At 48.5% G+C, this 17242-nt stretch carries 21 protein-coding genes and 1 other RNA gene; 9 read left to right on the top strand and 13 right to left on the bottom strand.

Annotated features, from left to right (window positions below; genetic code table 11):
- Positions 1 to 161: 161 nt before the first annotated feature.
- From KDK15_RS04115 to KDK15_RS04085, 7 genes are all read right to left on the bottom strand, one after another.
- Positions 162 to 578 carry a hypothetical protein gene (locus KDK15_RS04115; protein WP_257294095.1) on the bottom strand — a complete coding sequence of 139 codons (417 nt, stop codon included), beginning with the start codon at positions 576 to 578 and terminating at the stop codon, positions 162 to 164.
- 366 nt (positions 579 to 944) lie between these two features.
- Positions 945 to 1199 carry a hypothetical protein gene (locus tag KDK15_RS04110; protein ID WP_257294094.1) on the bottom strand — a complete coding sequence of 85 codons (255 nt, stop codon included), beginning with the start codon at positions 1197 to 1199 and terminating at the stop codon, positions 945 to 947.
- 52 nt (positions 1200 to 1251) lie between these two features.
- Entirely contained in the window at positions 1252 to 1998 is a 747-nt protein-coding gene (locus KDK15_RS04105; protein WP_257294093.1) for a hypothetical protein, read from the bottom strand.
- Positions 1999 to 2692: 694 nt separating this feature from the next.
- Positions 2693 to 2872, bottom strand: a non-coding RNA gene (gene ssrS / locus KDK15_RS04100) — 6S RNA.
- An 87-nt stretch (positions 2873 to 2959) separates the two neighbouring features.
- Entirely contained in the window at positions 2960 to 3265 is a 306-nt protein-coding gene (locus KDK15_RS04095; protein WP_257294092.1) for a cell division protein ZapA, read from the bottom strand.
- Positions 3262 to 3471 carry a TIGR02449 family protein gene (locus tag KDK15_RS04090; RefSeq protein WP_257294091.1) on the bottom strand — a complete coding sequence of 70 codons (210 nt, stop codon included), beginning with the start codon at positions 3469 to 3471 and terminating at the stop codon, positions 3262 to 3264. Before KDK15_RS04090 ends, KDK15_RS04095 begins: the two co-directional genes overlap by 4 nt.
- A gap of 271 nt (positions 3472 to 3742) precedes the next feature.
- The gene (locus KDK15_RS04085) at positions 3743 to 4510 is read right to left on the bottom strand and encodes a class I SAM-dependent methyltransferase (protein ID WP_257294090.1); all 768 of its coding nucleotides are present in this window, start codon (positions 4508 to 4510) and stop codon (positions 3743 to 3745) included.
- 160 nt (positions 4511 to 4670) lie between these two features.
- On the opposite strand from KDK15_RS04085, the gene KDK15_RS04080 reads away from it, so the two are divergent.
- The 6 genes from KDK15_RS04080 to KDK15_RS04055 all read left to right on the top strand — a co-directional run bounded on the left by KDK15_RS04080 (position 4671) and on the right by KDK15_RS04055 (position 10760).
- Entirely contained in the window at positions 4671 to 5273 is a 603-nt protein-coding gene (locus KDK15_RS04080) for a UPF0149 family protein (protein WP_257294089.1), read from the top strand.
- A 43-nt stretch (positions 5274 to 5316) separates the two neighbouring features.
- Positions 5317 to 6543, top strand: coding sequence for a 2-octaprenyl-6-methoxyphenyl hydroxylase (ubiH, locus tag KDK15_RS04075; protein WP_257294088.1), 1227 nt, complete (start codon positions 5317 to 5319; stop codon positions 6541 to 6543).
- A 71-nt stretch (positions 6544 to 6614) separates the two neighbouring features.
- Complete coding sequence (locus tag KDK15_RS04070) at positions 6615 to 7817, top strand: FAD-dependent oxidoreductase (RefSeq protein WP_257294087.1); 1203 nt, start codon at positions 6615 to 6617, stop codon at positions 7815 to 7817.
- A 66-nt stretch (positions 7818 to 7883) separates the two neighbouring features.
- Positions 7884 to 9167 (top strand): histidine phosphatase family protein, encoded by a 1284-nt coding sequence (locus KDK15_RS04065; protein ID WP_257294086.1) that lies wholly within the window; start codon positions 7884 to 7886, stop codon positions 9165 to 9167.
- A 266-nt stretch (positions 9168 to 9433) separates the two neighbouring features.
- Positions 9434 to 10249, top strand: coding sequence for a hypothetical protein (locus KDK15_RS04060; RefSeq protein WP_257294085.1), 816 nt, complete (start codon positions 9434 to 9436; stop codon positions 10247 to 10249).
- A 289-nt stretch (positions 10250 to 10538) separates the two neighbouring features.
- On the top strand, positions 10539 to 10760 hold the full coding sequence (locus KDK15_RS04055) for a DUF2835 domain-containing protein (protein ID WP_257294084.1): 222 nt from the start codon (positions 10539 to 10541) through the stop codon (positions 10758 to 10760).
- Positions 10761 to 10818: 58 nt separating this feature from the next.
- Here the strand turns inward: KDK15_RS04055 and KDK15_RS04050 are convergent, their stop codons facing one another.
- Complete coding sequence (locus tag KDK15_RS04050) at positions 10819 to 10953, bottom strand: hypothetical protein (protein WP_257294083.1); 135 nt, start codon at positions 10951 to 10953, stop codon at positions 10819 to 10821.
- A 7-nt stretch (positions 10954 to 10960) separates the two neighbouring features.
- Between KDK15_RS04050 and KDK15_RS04045 the strand changes: the two genes are divergently transcribed.
- Complete coding sequence (locus tag KDK15_RS04045; RefSeq protein ID WP_257294082.1) at positions 10961 to 11098, top strand: hypothetical protein; 138 nt, start codon at positions 10961 to 10963, stop codon at positions 11096 to 11098.
- A 98-nt stretch (positions 11099 to 11196) separates the two neighbouring features.
- Here KDK15_RS04045 and KDK15_RS04040 read toward each other — a convergent pair whose 3' ends face one another.
- The 3 genes from KDK15_RS04040 to KDK15_RS04030 all read right to left on the bottom strand — a co-directional run bounded on the left by KDK15_RS04040 (position 11197) and on the right by KDK15_RS04030 (position 13825).
- Positions 11197 to 11445, bottom strand: a complete 249-nt coding sequence (locus KDK15_RS04040) for a YfhL family 4Fe-4S dicluster ferredoxin (RefSeq protein WP_257294081.1) — start codon at positions 11443 to 11445, stop codon at positions 11197 to 11199.
- A 79-nt stretch (positions 11446 to 11524) separates the two neighbouring features.
- Positions 11525 to 12007: a pantetheine-phosphate adenylyltransferase gene (coaD, locus tag KDK15_RS04035; RefSeq protein WP_257294080.1), complete on the bottom strand. Its 483-nt coding sequence runs from the start codon at positions 12005 to 12007 to the stop codon at positions 11525 to 11527.
- 360 nt (positions 12008 to 12367) lie between these two features.
- Entirely contained in the window at positions 12368 to 13825 is a 1458-nt protein-coding gene (locus KDK15_RS04030; RefSeq protein WP_257294079.1) for a coniferyl aldehyde dehydrogenase, read from the bottom strand.
- Between the two features lie 245 nt (positions 13826 to 14070).
- On the opposite strand from KDK15_RS04030, the gene KDK15_RS04025 reads away from it, so the two are divergent.
- Entirely contained in the window at positions 14071 to 14721 is a 651-nt protein-coding gene (locus KDK15_RS04025; protein WP_257294078.1) for a TetR/AcrR family transcriptional regulator, read from the top strand.
- 173 nt (positions 14722 to 14894) lie between these two features.
- On the opposite strand, the gene KDK15_RS04020 is transcribed toward KDK15_RS04025, so the two are convergent.
- A complete protein-coding gene (locus tag KDK15_RS04020; protein WP_257294077.1) occupies positions 14895 to 15989 on the bottom strand; it encodes a malate dehydrogenase in 1095 nt (364 codons plus the stop codon).
- 109 nt (positions 15990 to 16098) lie between these two features.
- Positions 16099 to 16725 (bottom strand): 16S rRNA (guanine(966)-N(2))-methyltransferase RsmD, encoded by a 627-nt coding sequence (gene rsmD / locus KDK15_RS04015; RefSeq protein ID WP_257294076.1) that lies wholly within the window; start codon positions 16723 to 16725, stop codon positions 16099 to 16101.
- A 189-nt stretch (positions 16726 to 16914) separates the two neighbouring features.
- Between rsmD and KDK15_RS04010 the strand changes: the two genes are divergently transcribed.
- On the top strand, positions 16915 to 17242 hold a 328-nt coding region (locus KDK15_RS04010), incomplete at its 3' end, for a hypothetical protein (RefSeq protein WP_257294075.1).

Below are 17242 nucleotides of genomic sequence, written 5' to 3'. Positions count from 1 at the left end.
AATTCAAGTCTTCATAAACCCAGTCATTGAACTGCGGATGAGCATCAAGCCACTGGCGGTCTGTTTTATCAGACTGCAGAGTCTTGGAATGAAACCAATACCATTCAACCTGTCTTTCAGGTATTCCCAGAAAGAAATACCATGAAGGCGACACGTTTTTTTCAGGCTGGCAAATGTGTCGCGGCTTTGCCGTCCTGCTTCGCTACGAGTCCTGCCGCTGTTTTTCGCCGTTTGACGTGTTCCCGTATCTGACTTTCGCTCAGATTATTGTGCAGAGGGAGTCGCGGGTCGTCCAGTATCTCTGGCAGCTCCGAGCACTTCGCCGGGGTTTGCACCAGATCACGAAACCCTTTGCGAATGGCGTCTGCTTTATAGGATTCAGGCTTTTTCTTGAAGGCTTTCAACTCCGGGTAGAGTTGCCAGAACCTGCAAAGTAGCTGATGTTGCTCCTCAACCTGCTCCGAGTTGACCGGGATGAACCGCTCCAACGGCCTTGCCGCATGGAGCCAGCAACCTGAACGGGTAAATACATCGAATTGTCCGGCACCATCGCTATGGAGGGGAAGATCGGAAGGCACACCATGAGCAACCTCCTAGTTCATATTTTGGATCGTCTGGAATATCAAAGGGAAAAGTCATGGGTAAGAAATGTAGACGACTACGGGAAATTTTGCCTCATACCCGTGGTTTTTGAGCACTTACAAAGACGATAAATCAAGTTACAGTTATGAACCTTAATGAAAGATAGTAATAACTATTATCGTCAGGGTATGCTTCTTTGAGTACTGGGGAGGCTGAAATCGGGCTTCCAGAGCTGCGATCGAATATAACACTAAGCATAACAAAGGTGACATGAAAGCACAGGTTGCTTTCCCGGGGATTGACCTGAGTAAAAGGAGTTTCCGGAAACCGGGGGGCGGGTATTGATTCTTGATCTGATCGTCTTATACCTCCACCTCATACTGCGCCAGATCAGGCGCATTACTTTTGATCTCCCCATCCTGAATAAATGCCTTTTCCCCAGCACCTAACGACTCCCTCTTAACGGTAATCACCGAACCATCCCGAAGCTCTGACTGACTGGTGCTATGGCCGTTATTGGCGGTAATGGAGGCAACAACCCGCACGCGTTCAGGAATGAGAGCTTTGAACTGCTGCCTGATAGTGGTTGCCCTCAGTAGTGCCAATTTGAGAGCCATAATTCGTAAAAGATCCCATTGTTGTTTGCTACCCGCCATTGTTGCAGAGAATTCACTTGCTTGCCTTGTCTCGCACGGCATTAGCAATTATTCGCTCAATGTCGTCCAGGTAACGCACTAGCAGACGATCTCCGCTGACGGTGGTATTTCGTGCACCAGTCTTATGAGCTTTTACCGGTTTTTTGCCGGAAGCACCACTTGTCGAAGAAAACGTCATAGTGCTCACCTCCTCTTTAACATCAGCAAGTATCAGGTCAGAGGCTATTTGGCAGAGTCGATTGTTGGTCTTGTAATTTTTCGTGACGGGCTTGCCTGTCTTTGACAGCGCATCGCAGACCAGGCGAGAGCGGACGATGTTATCGATGTAGTGCAAAAACGACTCTTTGTCGCTGCTGACCAGAGAGCGGTTCTGCCCACAGGCAATGCCTTGTGCGTTGGCACTACAGTAGCTGGCAAAGTCATCACGTTTGCGTTTGAACATGCAATGATCGTCAGGTTTGTGGCCGGTTACAGGCACCATCTGGACAATATTGGTGCGGCAGACAATGCCTTCGGCCAAATTTGTAGCAGCAATCTTCTTTCTTGCCTTCAGGTCAACGCCGAGTCTACCAGGAATGGTGGTGGTGAAGTTGATATCAAAGTTACAGCAGTCGGTGAATGACCCCAGATGTATGGCTTCAGCCGTGAAAAAGCCGCAACTTTTCAACATCTCCATGGTAGGAAGAAAGTCCAGCTCTACCTTGGTAACTGCTTTATCTGCCTGTCTGCCACCGGTTTGATCTGCGGGCGGTTGCAGCATCACTGTGGCCCCAAAAGCCATGTAGTTCAGGTCGGGGTGGTAGTAGATGCCCTCTTGAACGGGGGTGATGACGTCAGGCGGGGAGGGTAGCCCGGGAAATGCACCACCAAACAGCTCACCGTAAATGGTCAGGCGGACAACATCGCCCGATAGAGTGGCTTTTATGTCGTTACTGGCAGAGTCGTGTTGGTGGTTGCTGATACGCTGTTCATAGTGAAGGCCTTCGCAGTGGACTCATTGGGACTTATTTTTTGTCAGACTGTTTTGGTGTAACCATTTTTACAGCTGGTTTACCGTTATCTCCCTGTGCCAGCATAGTTGTCGCCTCTCCTGAATTTAGCAACCTAAACAGGGGGCGGCTACTCAGAAGAGTTCAAAAGAGCCAGTCTCTCAATCAGCATTTGCATGGCTTAATATACGGCTGAGTCCGTAGGTACTTTGCCGATTGAAAGAGCAATACTACCTTGATCCGCAGGAGTGCCCTGGTTACAACGATAAGTCCATACAAACGGCTTCCAGACGCTCTTGATTTGCCAGTCGGTCTTATTGATTAAGGCTGGTGTGGGTTGTTCTGGTCTGGAAGTGTTTTGGGTAGTTGGTACAAGAATACTCTTAATTTCACTCTGCACAGCCTGATTTGACTTGTAAAAACTGATAATAAAGGGATATGTAACGAGTGAGAGGGTATGTTTGAAACCTCCCCACCCTGCCGCTGCCATGTTTGCCCGTGGCCGTAACGGTCACGGTGGGGGCTGCTGAGGTGAATCGGGCTTTCCGCTACAAGGCGGACCTGCACTCCAGCACCTGCCAGGAGCCCCCTGGGTAGTATTATCGGCTCGGGACGTATGATGACTGGCGAACAGGCCAGGGAGGTTTCTGCGGCATTATATCGACTATTGATGAGATGTCTGCAAGTTTTTTCAGCTTTTGGTTTTCGTAAACATCACAAAACGTTATCAGATCAACGCTCGACGGCTGCCAGTGCCTGATCCAGTTTACCCAGCAGTTGGTCAATATGCTCCTGGGTGTCCTGTTTTTCATCTTCATTCTGACGACGGCTCTGCATTAACTCGTAGCTGATATTCAGCGCCGCCATCATCGCTATTCGCTCAATACCGACAACTTTGCCTGAAGAGCGGATTTCATGCATTTTTTCGTTCAGGTAGCGGGCAGCGGTATACAGTGCCTCCTGATTCTCTTTGGGACAGGCAACACGGTATTCCTTGTCCAGAATATGAACGGATGTCACTGATGAATTATCCGTCATGACTCATGCTCCAGAGACCTGAGACGCTGGATCATCGCTTCTACTTTAGTACGTGCAACGTCATTTTTTTCCATCAACTTCGCTTTTTCAGCTACCCAGGACTGCTCCTGCTGTCGAAGTTGCCTGTTTTCAGTGGTCAGCTTCTGACAAAGGGCAACCAGATAGTTGATTTTCTGATCGAGGGCAATGAAATCGGATTCTTTCATAGCTTCCCTGAATGCTCGGTTATTAGGGTTACTATAGCCTCTGGAGAAATTCAGAACAATGACTTAATGGTTGACAACGTTTTATTTTTAATTCGTCGGATAATACTTTGTACCAATGGATCAAACTGACCTTCGCAGAAGAGGGAATAAGACTCAATGCCTGCAAACTGAGGGGGAAATAATTTAGTTGATCTGACTAATCATAGTTACCTCAGGACTTTCAGCTCAGGCTTGAAAGGTTGATTAATAGGCGTTCGTTAAAAACGGCAAATCATACAGGTTTTTTGGCAATAATCCGTATTTGATCCTGATCACCATGACTCCATACCGGGTAATGGGGAGCTTCACCCTGTTCGCATACTTCGATAATAAATCCGGCATTTTTCATTAATACCGCCAGTTGTTCGGGCGCAAAAAAACAAAAGTCTCTTCCGGGGATATTAATTTTATGGGCAGCCAAAACCGGATCGGTTATTTTCGGACAGTTAAATGCTTTTGCCGCCTGTGCCAGAAGGTTGAGATAATCCCGCTGACCGGAAACAGTTAATGGCGATTGTCTTACACCGTCTCGTATCTCTCTACTCAGGCCAGTAGTTTTCAGCACATCAACGTCACAGGAACAACAGGTAAGCAGAAGTGTGCCCCCTGGTTCAAGAATTCGGTAAAGTTCATTAATGGATGGCGTGACTTCTTCATTGGCCAGAAAATGAAAAACTTCAGCGCAGAGAATTCCGCAGAAGGCATTATCGGCAAAAGGGATGTTCTCTGGCAGTTTTGCTGCTCTGCAGGTGACCGCTTTCTGTTGAGTCTCTGGCAAGTCATTCAGCCATTTGGACAGGTCTGGTTTATCCATGTCAGTGGCTATGACCTGTGCTCCATGCATCAGGGCAGCGTGAGTATTGACTCCGTGGCCACAGCCGATGTCCAGAAGTGGTTTATCGTCTTTCCAGCTGTTTAGCCAGCGATCCAGATAGATAACCGGGTTGTGAAACGTAAAACCAACACCCAGTTGATTTCTTTCGTACAAAGGCTCTGACATGGCAGTATTCCGGGCAGAGTGGACTTATCAGGATAGACACTTTCTTTACGGGAGCACGTTTATGAAATATCCGGGTTAAGGCATTTGACTGACAAGTTTGCCCGGGAAGTCTGTTAGAATCCCAGTCAAGTTTACTCAGTAATTTTGATGGTCCTATATCATGACGATTCACCCTCCTCAGTCTGGCGATATACCTGCCCCCGTATCTTTTGATGAACTCGCCAGCCATCTGGCAGAGCAAACACACCCATCAGAGATTCATGGCTACTTATGTGGCCTGTTCTCAGCCGGTGTCCATCCGGGCGTTGAGCAGTGGTTGGAACAGCTTGCTGAGCAGATGGGCGATAAATCGATTAATGAATCTGCGAGGCAGTTATTAAGCCAGTTATATCTGCATACTCAGAATGAGCTTAACTCCGGAAGCCTGGCGGCAACACTCTTACTCCCTGATGATGATGAAGCGCTTGGGCAGAGGACACAGTCACTTGGAATATGGTGCCAGTCGTTTATCTCTGGCTTTGGCCAAGGGCTGGAAAGTCGTCAGGTCAGTGAGATGGTGGAAGAAGTACTTAGGGACTTTGCCGAAATCAGCCTGATAGAAACCGCAGAAGAGAGCGAGGAATCTGAAAAACTGTATGTTGAAGTGAGTGAGTTTGTTCGTTTGGCCTGGCTGAATGTCTATGCCGAGGTTTGTGGTTTGCCAGAGCTTTCCGGCGATGATGGAAGTTCTGGCCAACAAGGCGTTAACAAAACCCTGCACTAAGCATAAAAACAGAGTTCCACAAGATCATGGTGGTGGCTGAGACGTGAATAATTCTGCAAACAAGATGGATTTCGATGTTTTGGTGATTGGCGCCGGGCTGGTTGGAGCCAGTCTGGTCTGTGCATTGGAAAAAGTGGTCATAAAGCAGGGGTTGAGGCTGGCGATGGTGGAAACCCACGACCTGAGTCAGCCGAGAGATATTCCGCCGAGTTTTGATGCCCGTGCCTCGGCGCTGTCCTGGGGAACCTGTTGTATTTACCAACAGCTTGGACTGTGGCCAGATCTTGTGGATCAGGCTCAAGCCATTACTGATGTTCATGTTTCTGATCAGGGCCGTTTTGGGGTTTCGCGCTTGCGGGCTGCTGATGAAGGTGTCCCGGCACTGGGGTATGTCGTCAAAAATCATGTGCTGGGTGATGTGCTTTTGCAACGGTTACGGGGGTTTCAGAAGCAGGACAAGGTGACCATGTTCAGTCCTGATGTGGTGGAAAGCCTGAGTGCTGTCCCCGGAGGTATGAAGGTTCAGCTCAAGCACGCAGAGATTTCCGCCTCGCTGGTTGTTCTGGCTGATGGTGGCCGTTCAGGATTGATGAATCAGCTGGGTATAAGGCTGGAGCAGTGTGACTATTATCAGCAGGGGATCATTGCCAATATTGCCCTTGACCGCCCTCATAACGGTATGGCCTGGGAGCGCTTTGCCGGTCAAGGTCCGATGGCACTGCTTCCTTTAACCGGTGATCACCATTTTGCGCACCGGGCAGGGCTGGTTTGGACGGTACCGGATAAGGAAGCAGATAAGGTTTATCATCTGGCAGAAAGTGATTTTCTGGCGTTATTGCAACAGCGGTTTGGCTATCGGGCCGGGCGTTTTATTGCCGTGGGTAAGCGGGACAGATATCCACTCACCATGCGTATAGCCAAAGAGCAGGTAAGGCCGGGGCTGGTTATTCTGGGTAATGCTGCCCACGCTATACATCCAGTCGCAGGTCAGGGTTATAACCTTTCTATTCGTGATACCGTGGCTCTGGCTGACAATATCTCGCACTCGTTGGCAAGAGAAATACCCGTAGGCGATCTTGGCCGGTTACAGGAATACTGGCAACACCAGTTGAGTGACCAGAGTCTGACCAGCCATTTTTGTGATGGCCTGGTGCGTCTTTTCTCACGTACTGATACTGCATCGGTACTGTCTCGGAACCTGGGATTGGTGGCGCTGGATTATTGTCATCCGGTGAAGTCAAAATTTACCCGAAGGGCAATGGGATTATAAACCGCCGGGAGGCTGTCTATGCCCGGACAGTCTCCCGTAACGTTCTTGAATCTGGGGAATAGGGAACAGAAATGCAGACAATTGATGTCATTATTGTCGGGGGAGGTATGGTGGGTGCCTCTCTGGCCCTGGCGCTTGCCCGATCTGGCATGCAGACGGCACTGGTTGATCAGCAGACATTGCAGCCCGGCTCGTTCTCGCCAGACGATCCATGGCAGCCCAGGGTCAGTGCCTTGACGGAAGCATCGGTAAAACTGCTTGATTATCTGGACGCTTGGGAAGGCATCGTTAACCAGCGGGCCTGTCCTTACACTCACATGACCGTCTGGGATGGTGAGGGCACAGGAGAAGTTGAGTTTGACGCAAAAACGCTTGGCTACATTGTCGAAAATGAAGTGATTCGCAGCGCACTTTTGCAACAGCTGGCCCGTTCAACCGTTCGACGTTTTGATCAACAGACAACACTTGAATACACGCTTTCCGGTCAGGGCGGTGAAATAGTCCTGAAAAATGGTGAAGTGCTTTGCGCTCCTCTGCTGGTGGCTGCGGATGGTGCCGAGTCACGTTTACGACAATTATCTGGCATTCCGGCAAACCAGAAGGACTATAAGCATCATGCGCTGGTCACCACCGTGGAGACCGAGCTTTTTCATCATCACTCAGCGAGACAGGTGTTCCTGGATTCCGGCCCATTGGCATTTCTACCCCTGCAAAGTCAGGGGGAACGGCATTATTGCTCAATTGTCTGGTCTCTTTTACCGGCAGAGGCAGACCGGATAGATGCCCTCAGTGACGACGCTTTTTGCCAGGAACTGGAGAGAGCTTTTGAGCATCGGGCGGGTAACCTTCTTAAGGTTGATAAACGGTTCCGCTACCCACTGCGTCAACGGCATGCCCGGCAGTATCATCGACAAGGCGTGGTTCTGGTGGGCGATGCTGCTCATACCATTCATCCTCTGGCGGGGCAGGGGGTGAATCTTGGGTTTATGGATATGGCAGTGCTTGCGGATGAGTTGATCAAAGCGGCCGGTCGCGGTGATGACTATTTTGCACCGCACGTTCTGGATCGCTATCAGCGTCGTCGCATCGGGCATAATGCGTTGATGATGGCGGCCATGACTGGCTTTCAAAACCTGTTCGGAGCCAATGACCCTGGTATTCGCTGGATAAGGAATACCGGGCTCACTTTGACCAATCGATTGCCTTTCATTAAGGACATGATTGTGGGTCAGGCCACCGGGTTATCAAACGATATTCCTGAGTTTATTCAGTAAATTTCAACCAGTCCCTCAATTTTTTTCTATCCTGTCTGCTGGATGTGGTTATCAAGCAGGCAGGATATGAAACTTCAGACGCTTCTTGGGCATTGTCTAAACAAGGTGATGACTTTTGGCTTTTGCAATTTTGATCGCAAGTCATTCCTTATGCCTGATAGAAAAAATACCCGTTGGTCGAATCCTGTTGTCATCACGCCTGATGTTAAAAAAAAATGCCTGGTCTTCTATGCAGTATTTGCCATGTGCTCGCTATCTATTCGTTCTGATGCAGCGGATATCGAGCTGGCAGTAGCTACACCCGCTGATTACCTTATCAGCCTTGTCAGGCATGGCGACCGTTCTCCCAGAGATCTTGGGGAAATGGCAAAATACTGGCCAATGGGTCCCGGGCAGTTAACGGCAGCAGGCCTTGAGCAGGAGTACCTTTTGGGAAAGAAAATCCGAAGATACTATTTTTCTGAAACCATCCCTGACTCCTGGTCACCAAAAGTCAGTCAACATTTTGCCAAAGGTCTGGATCGTACTATTCAGAGCGCCAGTGCCTTGTTGCAGGGTTTTTATCCTGAGCAGGCTGGTAAAACAGGCTTGCCGGGGGGCATTCAGGTTCCTCCGGTTTATGCGTCACCTTTGGCCCATGATGATCTTTTTTCTGCGCAAAGATTATGTCCGGGGTATCTTCACCGAGTTCAGGCACTTGAAAAAAGTGCGGATTGGTTAAGAAAAAAAGAACAACACCGTGATCAGCTGGCTTTCTGGCTTGAACTGGGTGAGAGTGAAGGTAATTGTGATCTCTATTCTTTTCTTCCCCTGATCGATCAAATTGCCATACATAGAATTCATCAGCTACCAATGCCCGAAGGTATTTCAAATCAGAAGGCTGTGGAACTGGAGGAATTATTAAATTGGATTGTGAGCCGAATTGTTGCTAATTATGAAATTGCCCAGCTTATTGGCGCACCTTTAGCAAAAGCGATGATCAGAGATTTCAAACGTGTGCAGCAGTGTCTGCAAGAAAAAGGCAGTTGCCAATCCTGTCAGCGATGGACGCTTTACTCCGCCAGTGACAGTAACTTATTGGCGATCATGACCATGCTGGGTGCGCCATCTGACAAAATGGTTGATTATGCAACACACTTTGGCGTCCAGCTTAACTGGAATGATGGTCGTCCGGAAATTGCCCTGTCATTGAATCATCAACCTTTTGCGGTACCGGGGTGCGCGGGGCGGTGCTCACTGGATCAGTGGCTGATTTTACTTGAGCAATCATTGCCAGATGACTGGGATTATTTGTGTGCCAGAGAACGGGGAGGAATGAACTTTGAACCTATATCCCCACGGGGAGTGTAGCCAGTCGCTAATCGTTGGCCGTTTGCTGCTGACTTTTGATGGCAAACGTAAATGTATTCAGTCCGTTACTGATAGTAATGGCCGTTTTCCCGGAAACAATAGAGCAAGTCATGGAATTGACCTCCAAAGGATAAAAGTCTTATCAAGAAGTTAATAAAATCAAGCGCTTCCAAGGAAATCTAAAAAAAAACTGAACTATATTTAATCAGTCCCGTCAAAACTGTATTGAATAACAAGTTCATCAGTTTCTTTGAAGGAGTAATTAAATGCGGAAATATTTTCTGGCGGCAGTATTGCCAGTGGTTGCAATCCTGATTGGTCTGCAGGGCTGTAATAAAGCCCATGAGTGTCCAGAGGTCACAACGGTGGTTTATGAGGACATGTCCAGTGTCGATCAAGGGGCTGAGTCCTATACCTGTAATAATCCAGACAAAACCAGTCTGCTTGAGCAGACATGGTGTGAAGCAAAAGATCAGTTCGAACAGCGTGGTCAATCTAACAGTTCTGACGATTTTCTGGTTTATCTCAAAGGTTTCCGTGAGGGGTACTCATTGGCCAGCCAGGCAGCGGATAGTCGGTTAAGCCTTGATGATGATATCGATAGCCCATCTGAAACACCCTATGATATGGGCTATCGTGATGGCTATTTTGCCGTTATGGAGTCAATGGGTATTGTCCAGTACAACTGTGCTTCAGCAGACTTGATGAGTGAGTACAAAGATCGCTGGTGCGAAGCTGCCGATGCTTTTCGGAGCTCAGGCTCTGGCAGTGATAACAATCCTTTTGTCAGGGGACGGTTCATTAATGGTTATATGACCGGAGGGCGTGTTGCCTTAACGGTTCCTACCTCCATGGAAGCGTTTTTTGGTGGTGAGAACCCTGAGGGTAAACAGCCTGCCATTGTTCAGCCATCCGGTGATTTGAGGAGCACAGAGCTGGCTTTTTACCGGGGCTTTGATGTCGGCTACAAAGCGATGATCGATAGTATTCGGGAATCCATCAACCAGGTCATGCAGCAGATGCAAATACCCAACAATATGGATTTTCCTGAAGGGTTGATGCCTCCGCCTCCCGGGCAATAACTGCCTGGTTTTTCGGCTGTCATGGATTTCAGCCGGGTACCTGTTACCGGCAGGTACCCGGCTTATCAGGAAAAATGGCTGCCGGGATTTAGCCTCAAAAGCTATTTTGTTTCTGAAAACTACTAATTTGTTGATTTCAGTGACATTGTTGATGAATTTGGATAGTCCACTTATTAGAATATTTACCGTAATTTAGCCTTGTTCTATAACCTTTGTGATAGAAGATTGCTAAACTGAGAGATGCCTTCTTTTAACGATTAGTCTTAATAAGAAACACAAGGTTTGAGCAATGCATAAGGCTGTGTTCTCCGTAAAACTCAATTCTGAGCAGGTCCTTCAGTTCTATAAAGGGCAGAAGCAATCCGTAAGAGTTCGCACTGAATCTGGTCAGAGTATGAGTATTCCCTACGACATCATGCTGAAATTTGTCACCAGAGAGGGAATTTATGGTCGTTTTGAAATTACCTACAGTGATGATGGAAAGTTTCTGGATCTTATCCGTCTAAGTTGATTCTGAGAAACTCTGATAAGTGGCACCATGGCAGAACTCCCTGAGGATGGCTGCCACTTTATTCCAATGCTTCTGCTTCTTTAAGCAGTCTCTGGGCTCTTCTCAGCCCCGCTCCAGTCAATTCCGCTTTTTGGCCCTGAATCTCCAGCAGCTCGATACCCAGCTGACGTTGCAGCTTGCTGATCTCGTGCAAACCGCTCTTGTTCGCTACTTTGCTTGGCTTTATCGGCATCCAGGATGTTGAGTTTGTTTATGCGGAAGGGCTTAACATGGGAGATGATATCAAGGGGCTGTCAATCCATGATGCAGAGGAAGCAATGGATAATCTCGTTGCTTGATGGGTAGAGTCTGAAGCTGGATGCCGCAAATGTAACGATACGTTTGCGGCTCATTTTCAGGCAGCCCTTTTCAGGCAGCCCTTTTCAGGCAGCCCTTTTCAGGCAGCTACGATGATAAGATACTTTTCCATCAGCTCATCCTGAGTTTCTTCGCAGTCCGGATTCTTCGGAATACAGTCTACCGGGCACACCTGTTGGCACTGAGGTTCATCATAATGGCCAACACACTCCGTGCACAGTAGAGGGTCAATTTCGTAAATTTCTTCCCCGGGAGAAATAGCGCTATTCGGGCATTCCGGTTCGCAGACGTCGCAGTTAATGCAATCGTCAGTAATCATTAAAGCCATAGGTGACCTTTGGGATTGAAATCCGCCTGATAAGTAGCTACTTTTCAGCATGTAACAACGAATAATGACGGACAGTGTCTCAGTTTCCGTTGAACTTATCTGTCAGTGCTTTCTGCACACATGGCGATACAAACTTGGAAATATCCCCATCCAGGGAGGCTATTTCCCGAACCAGTGTAGAGGAAATATAGGAGTATTGCTCTGCAGGTGTTAAAAAAAGACTTTCCACTTTTGGCGCCAGTACCCGGTTCATATTGGCCATCTGAAATTCATATTCAAAGTCAGAAACGGCTCTTAACCCCCGGAGAATAACCTGGGCCTGCTGCTCTTCCACAAAGCTGGCAAGCAGAGAGCTGAAACCGGTTACCTGAACATTTGGCAAATAAGCTGTTGATTCTTTGGCCAGGTTGACCCTGGTTTCCAGATCGAACAGTGGCTTTTTCTTGGGGCTTTCAGCAACGGCAATAACAATGGTATCAAACAGCTTGGCCGCTCTTTCAACAAGGTCCATATGACCCTTGGTGATAGGGTCAAACGTACCAGGATAGATTACCTTGATCATTAAAAATGACTCTCCGGCCACAAATCCAACCAACAGATCAGAGATACAAAAAAATTCAGGAGTTCTGCTGTTTACCAGAAAACTGTCTTGTAATTTTCTGGACAGACTTCCCGTTGACGTCATTGACTGATCTGCGAATATGGCGACCTTTTTAGTAAAAGGGCATGTTAACGAAATAGTCAAAAGGGTTCAAATGATCAGCGTTTTATAGCGTTTAATGTAGAGGTTATGAGGAGCTCTTCGTTTATTCAGCTATGACGCTGGATTGCCCTGGAATCGCCAGGGTTAATGGCAAGAGACACCCAAAGCCTTTGGTTGAGTGGCCCCTGAAGTCAATCAGGAGCCTGAAAGTGGCAGGGTTTATTTACCTCCGGAAAGGAAACCCAGCATTTTTTTCTGCAGCCAGCCACCATAAGGGGGGTAGATCATTTTGGTGCTGTTCAGCTTGCCTTTGGTTAACACCGCCTTAGCCTTGGAGAATGTCAGGAAGCCCTCATAGCCATGGTAGTGCCCCATGCCTGATGGTCCAATGCCGCCAAACGGCATATCTTCAACAGCGACGTGTAACAAACACTCATTAATACAGGCACCGCCAGAGTGGGTCTGAGCCAATACGGCGTCCTGATTTTCTGTATCAGAACCGAAGTAATAGAGTGCCAGAGGCCTTGGTCGTTGCTGGACAAACTGAATGGCTTCATCAAGGCTATCGATTCCGATGACAGGAAGCAGCGGGCCAAAAATTTCTTCCTGCATAATGCCCATACTGTCAGTTGGATTCTCAATTAAGTGAATGGGAATCCGGCGGCTTCCGTCGTTAACTTCCTCATTGCCCGGAGTGTGGATGGTTGCGCCCTGCACTTTGGCGTCATCCAGTAATTTTAATAATCGCTGGTGGTGGCGGTCATTGATGATCGAGGTGTAATCATTATTTCCGTTTACCGTTGGGTACATTTTTCGAAAGGCGTTCAGGTAGTGCTCAATAAAGGCTGCCTTCTGGTCGTTTTTCACCAGAATATAGTCCGGTGCTACGCAGGTTTGACCGGCGTTCAGGGCTTTTGCGTAGCAGACTCTTTCCGCCGCTTCCTGAATCGGGAAGTCGTTATCCACAATAACCGGTGATTTACCACCCAGCTCCAGGGTTACCGGGGTCAGGTTTTTTGCAGCGGCTCCCATGACATGGCGACCGACCGTTGTCGAACCGGTGAAAATCATGTGGTCAAAGTGAAGGCCGGTAAACTCGGTTGCCACTTCCGCATCTCCACAAATGACGGTGACCAGGTCAGCAGGAAATGTTTGCTCAATAATTCGGGCCACCAGTTCAGAGGTTTTTGGTGTGAATTCCGACATCTTGATCATGGCCCGGTTGCCGGCGGCAAGAATTGTCAGCAATGGGCTTAGAGACAGGAACAGTGGGTAGTTGAAGGGCACCACAATCCCGACGACTCCCAATGGCTGGTACACTACTTTTGCCGAGGCAGGTAATAACTGAGGGCTCAGCTTTCGCTTGCTGGGTTTCATCCATTTTTTAAGCTGCTTGATCGTGTAGTGGATATTGCCCAGGTTCGGTATGATTTCAGTCAGTGATGACTCACTTCTGGATCGGCCGCCAAAATCTTCATCCAAAGCGGATAGTAATGCATCTTTATTGCTCAGCAATGCTTTCTTAAGGGCCTTCAGGCGGGCAACCCGTTCCTGATAGCTGGGGTTAGGGTCTTGTAGAAAGGCTTTCTTCTGGGCAGCAAGAAGATCTTCCAGAGGGGGTGGGATTTGCCGGGTCACTTTCCTGTGCCCGGACATAATGGGTTCTGCAGCGGTCATGGTTGTTTCCCTCTTGGGTGCTAATGGTTTGTTTTATTTCTTAAGACTGCGTTTCGAGAGGGCTGCCCACGTTTGTTGGTTGGGTGTATACATACCTAAATCTCTGACGCAGACTCTTCATGGTACTTAATAGCTGTACTATGGTGTTTATGTTATTTTTAGAGTAATTACTCTAAAACGTCAATTGCTTATTATTGCGAACAGTCTTTTTATTTCGCGATGGGGATACGGTAAAACTGTTTTATATGTCTGTGAAAACGCGCGACAAGATTCTCAATACTGCCATGGAACTGTTTAATGAGCAGGGTGAAAGAGCAGTGACGACTAACCATATTGCCAGCCACATGGGTATCTCTCCGGGAAACCTTTATTACTACTTTCGCAATAAAGACGAGATTATCCTCGCGCTGTTTGAAGGTTTTCAGCAAACGTTGACTGCCGACATTGTTCTGCCAGCAGGGAGGGGCATCACGCTTGAAGACAAGCAGCAGTATCTGGAAGCGTTGCTGGCCATTATGTGGCAATACCGTTTTATATTCCGGGATCTGCATGGGGCTGTAGCCCGGAGCGATGAGCTGCAAGTCATGTACAGAGAGTTTGCCATCCTCTGTATCACGATGATTGAGCAGGTATTCCGAGGGCTCATTACATCAGGTCTTATGGAAGCCGGCCATGAAGAAATTGAAGCGCTTGCCCTGAATACATTTATGGTTCTGAGCAATTGGCATGAATTGGTTCACGGTGTGTTGAATGGTAAAAATGGCGAGCCCTCACGGGGGATGCTCAACAGAATCATCTATCAGGTTCTGATTATGGATCGGGGGTTCATTACGTCCGAAGCCATGGATTCCTTCAAAGCGCTGGAACAGGCTTACTTTTCTCCCCTTGAGATCTGATATATACGACTATTTTTGTTTTGTAGCAGACAGAAATGTCGCTACAGAGAAGAGCGTATTGTCTGTTTCAGTTTCCTTCTGTTGATTCTTTGTTGATGACATTGTGGGCAAAAAGAAAGGCTCACATAGAGCCTTTCCTGTATTTTTTTGTTTCAACTGATCAGGCGGACTGCTTAACAGATACGGTCAGCCTTGTAGTATGACTCGCCGGTATCAATGCCTGCATCAAACTCAGTCTGGCCACTGCGGCTGGAGGTTCTCAGTGCTTCTTGGGAAGCGGCGGTTTCTTCAGGCAGCAAATGGTCTACCGCTGCTTTTTCTTCCAGCAGTTCCTGTTCGGTTTTCTTCATCATTGACTGACCGTAGTCGTTAATGTGAAGGTTATGAACAATCTGGTAGCTGCCAAATTCACAGACGACAGGGAAAGAGTAGTAGATGCCTTTGGCAACACCGTAGCTGCCATCGGAAATAATACCCATGGACACGATGCGGCCATCGCTGCCCAGGGCCCAATCGTGCATGTGGTCAAGAGCGGCCTGTGCGGCGGAGGCGGCACTGGAGAGGCCTCGCCACTCAATGATTTCGGCGCCACGCTTTTGGATACGAGGGGTGTATTCTTCCTTGTACCATTGCTCATCGATCATATTGATGGCGGCTTCATCACCCAGTACCTGGGCGTGGTGCAGATCAGGGTACATGGTTGGGGAGTGGTTGCCCCACACGCAGACGCCTTCGATATCGGCAGGATTAACACCCAGTTTGTTCCCCAGGATGCCCTGTGCACGGTTGTGGTCCAGTCGGGTCATGGCGCAGAACTGGGATGGTGCCAGGTCTGGCGCATTGCGGGACAATATCAGACAGTTGGTGTTTGCCGGGTTGCCCACCACCAGGGCTTTAACGTCACGGTTAGCCACTTCGTTCAGGGCCTTGCCCTGTTCGGCAAAGATAACGGCATTGGCTTCCAGCAGGTCTGCGCGCTCCATGCCCTTGGAACGGGGGCGGGCACCGACCAGCATGGCGTAATGGATGCCACGGAAACCATCAAACGGATTGTCGTGCAAACTGATACCGTGAACCAGTGGGAAGGCGCAGTCTTCCAGCTCCATGGCAACGCCACGAAGTTTGTCCATAGCCTGTGGGATCTCAACCAGTTGCAGAATCACCGGCTGATCAGGTCCCAGCATTTCACCGGCAGCGATTTTGAACAGCAGAGAGTAGCTGATGTTGCCAGCTGCACCTGTGACCGCAATTCGTACGGGTTGTTTCATGGGGAACTGCTCCTTAGAGTTTTCAGGTTCGTTCTGGGATTTGATAAAGATCAGCCGCGCACAGATTACTGATATCATTTCGGTAAGTCCATATGTGAGACGTTGGTTGTTATTGTTTTTTTATGCGAGACCAAAGGCTGAAGCTCACTTGCCCAGCGGTTTTGCTCTTTTCCAGCTGCCAGTGCTCCGGGGTTGGCAAAGGGTTCAGCTCTTTCTCTGCCTCAATGTAAATTAGGCTGTTCTCATTCAGGTAACCATTGCTTTCAAGCAGCTGGCAAGCAGGCTCCAGTAGGTTCATCCGAAAAGGTGGGTCCAGGAAAATCAGGTCAAAACCGGTTTCAGCTGGTTGGTTTAACCAGGTAAGGCTATCGCACTCAACCACTCTGGCGCGCTCGGCTCTTAACAGTGCAAGGTTGCTCTTCAACGTTGTTGCGGCAACCGGACTTTTTTCCAGCAGCACAGCTGAAGATGCGCCCCGGGAAAGCGCTTCCATGGACAGTGCACCGGTACCACTGAATACATCCAGAACCCTGGCTCCCGGTGTCATCATGGTCAGCCAGTTAAATACCGTCTCTCTTACCCGATCTGATGTGGGGCGCAAGCCAGGTACATTGGCTACGGGTAACTTACGGCTTCGCCATTCACCCGCAATAATCCGCAGCTGACCACCACCGGTATGGGAAGGGCCGGTGTTAGCTCGTGATTCAGGATGCTTGGGGTTTGACTTGCGGGACATTAACAGGCTCCAGCTGGGCAGGGGTTAAACAGGAGGTGTAAGAATACGCTTTTAACTGTGTTGGTCATGAAATAACTAGCTCTGCCTGGTTGAGCAGATATTGGAACTATTTACAAGCAGTGTTGTCAAAAAATAGGATTTTCATTAATTTTTTTGAATAAAAATAATGTTTAAAGAGGGAGGAATCTAATGGATCCTATGCCATCTTACTTTGCTATAAACCGGTATTTAAATGCTGTTGCGGACGGTAACTTTAACCCAAAAACTGATAATGAAGTTAAGCCAATGTCCCCCGATGCGAAGTTTGCCAAGTCATTTGGCTATATTGTCACTGCGCATCCTGAGGGGTGGCGAACGGGATTCACTGTTATCAAGCCTGGAGAGCAAGAACAATGGTCCGAAAAAACTAAGGAGCTTGAGGAAATTAAAGCTAAGGCTCAAGACCTATGCAGGGAAAATAATCTGACACTCCCCGCCCTATCGGGCGAGGGTTCTAAGATCGCTCTCAGAACCTTCC

This window comes from Endozoicomonas sp. YOMI1, assembly GCF_024606345.1.
Taxonomy (GTDB): domain Bacteria; phylum Pseudomonadota; class Gammaproteobacteria; order Pseudomonadales; family Endozoicomonadaceae; genus Endozoicomonas.
This window is presented reverse-complemented; position numbering and strand designations above follow the sequence as displayed.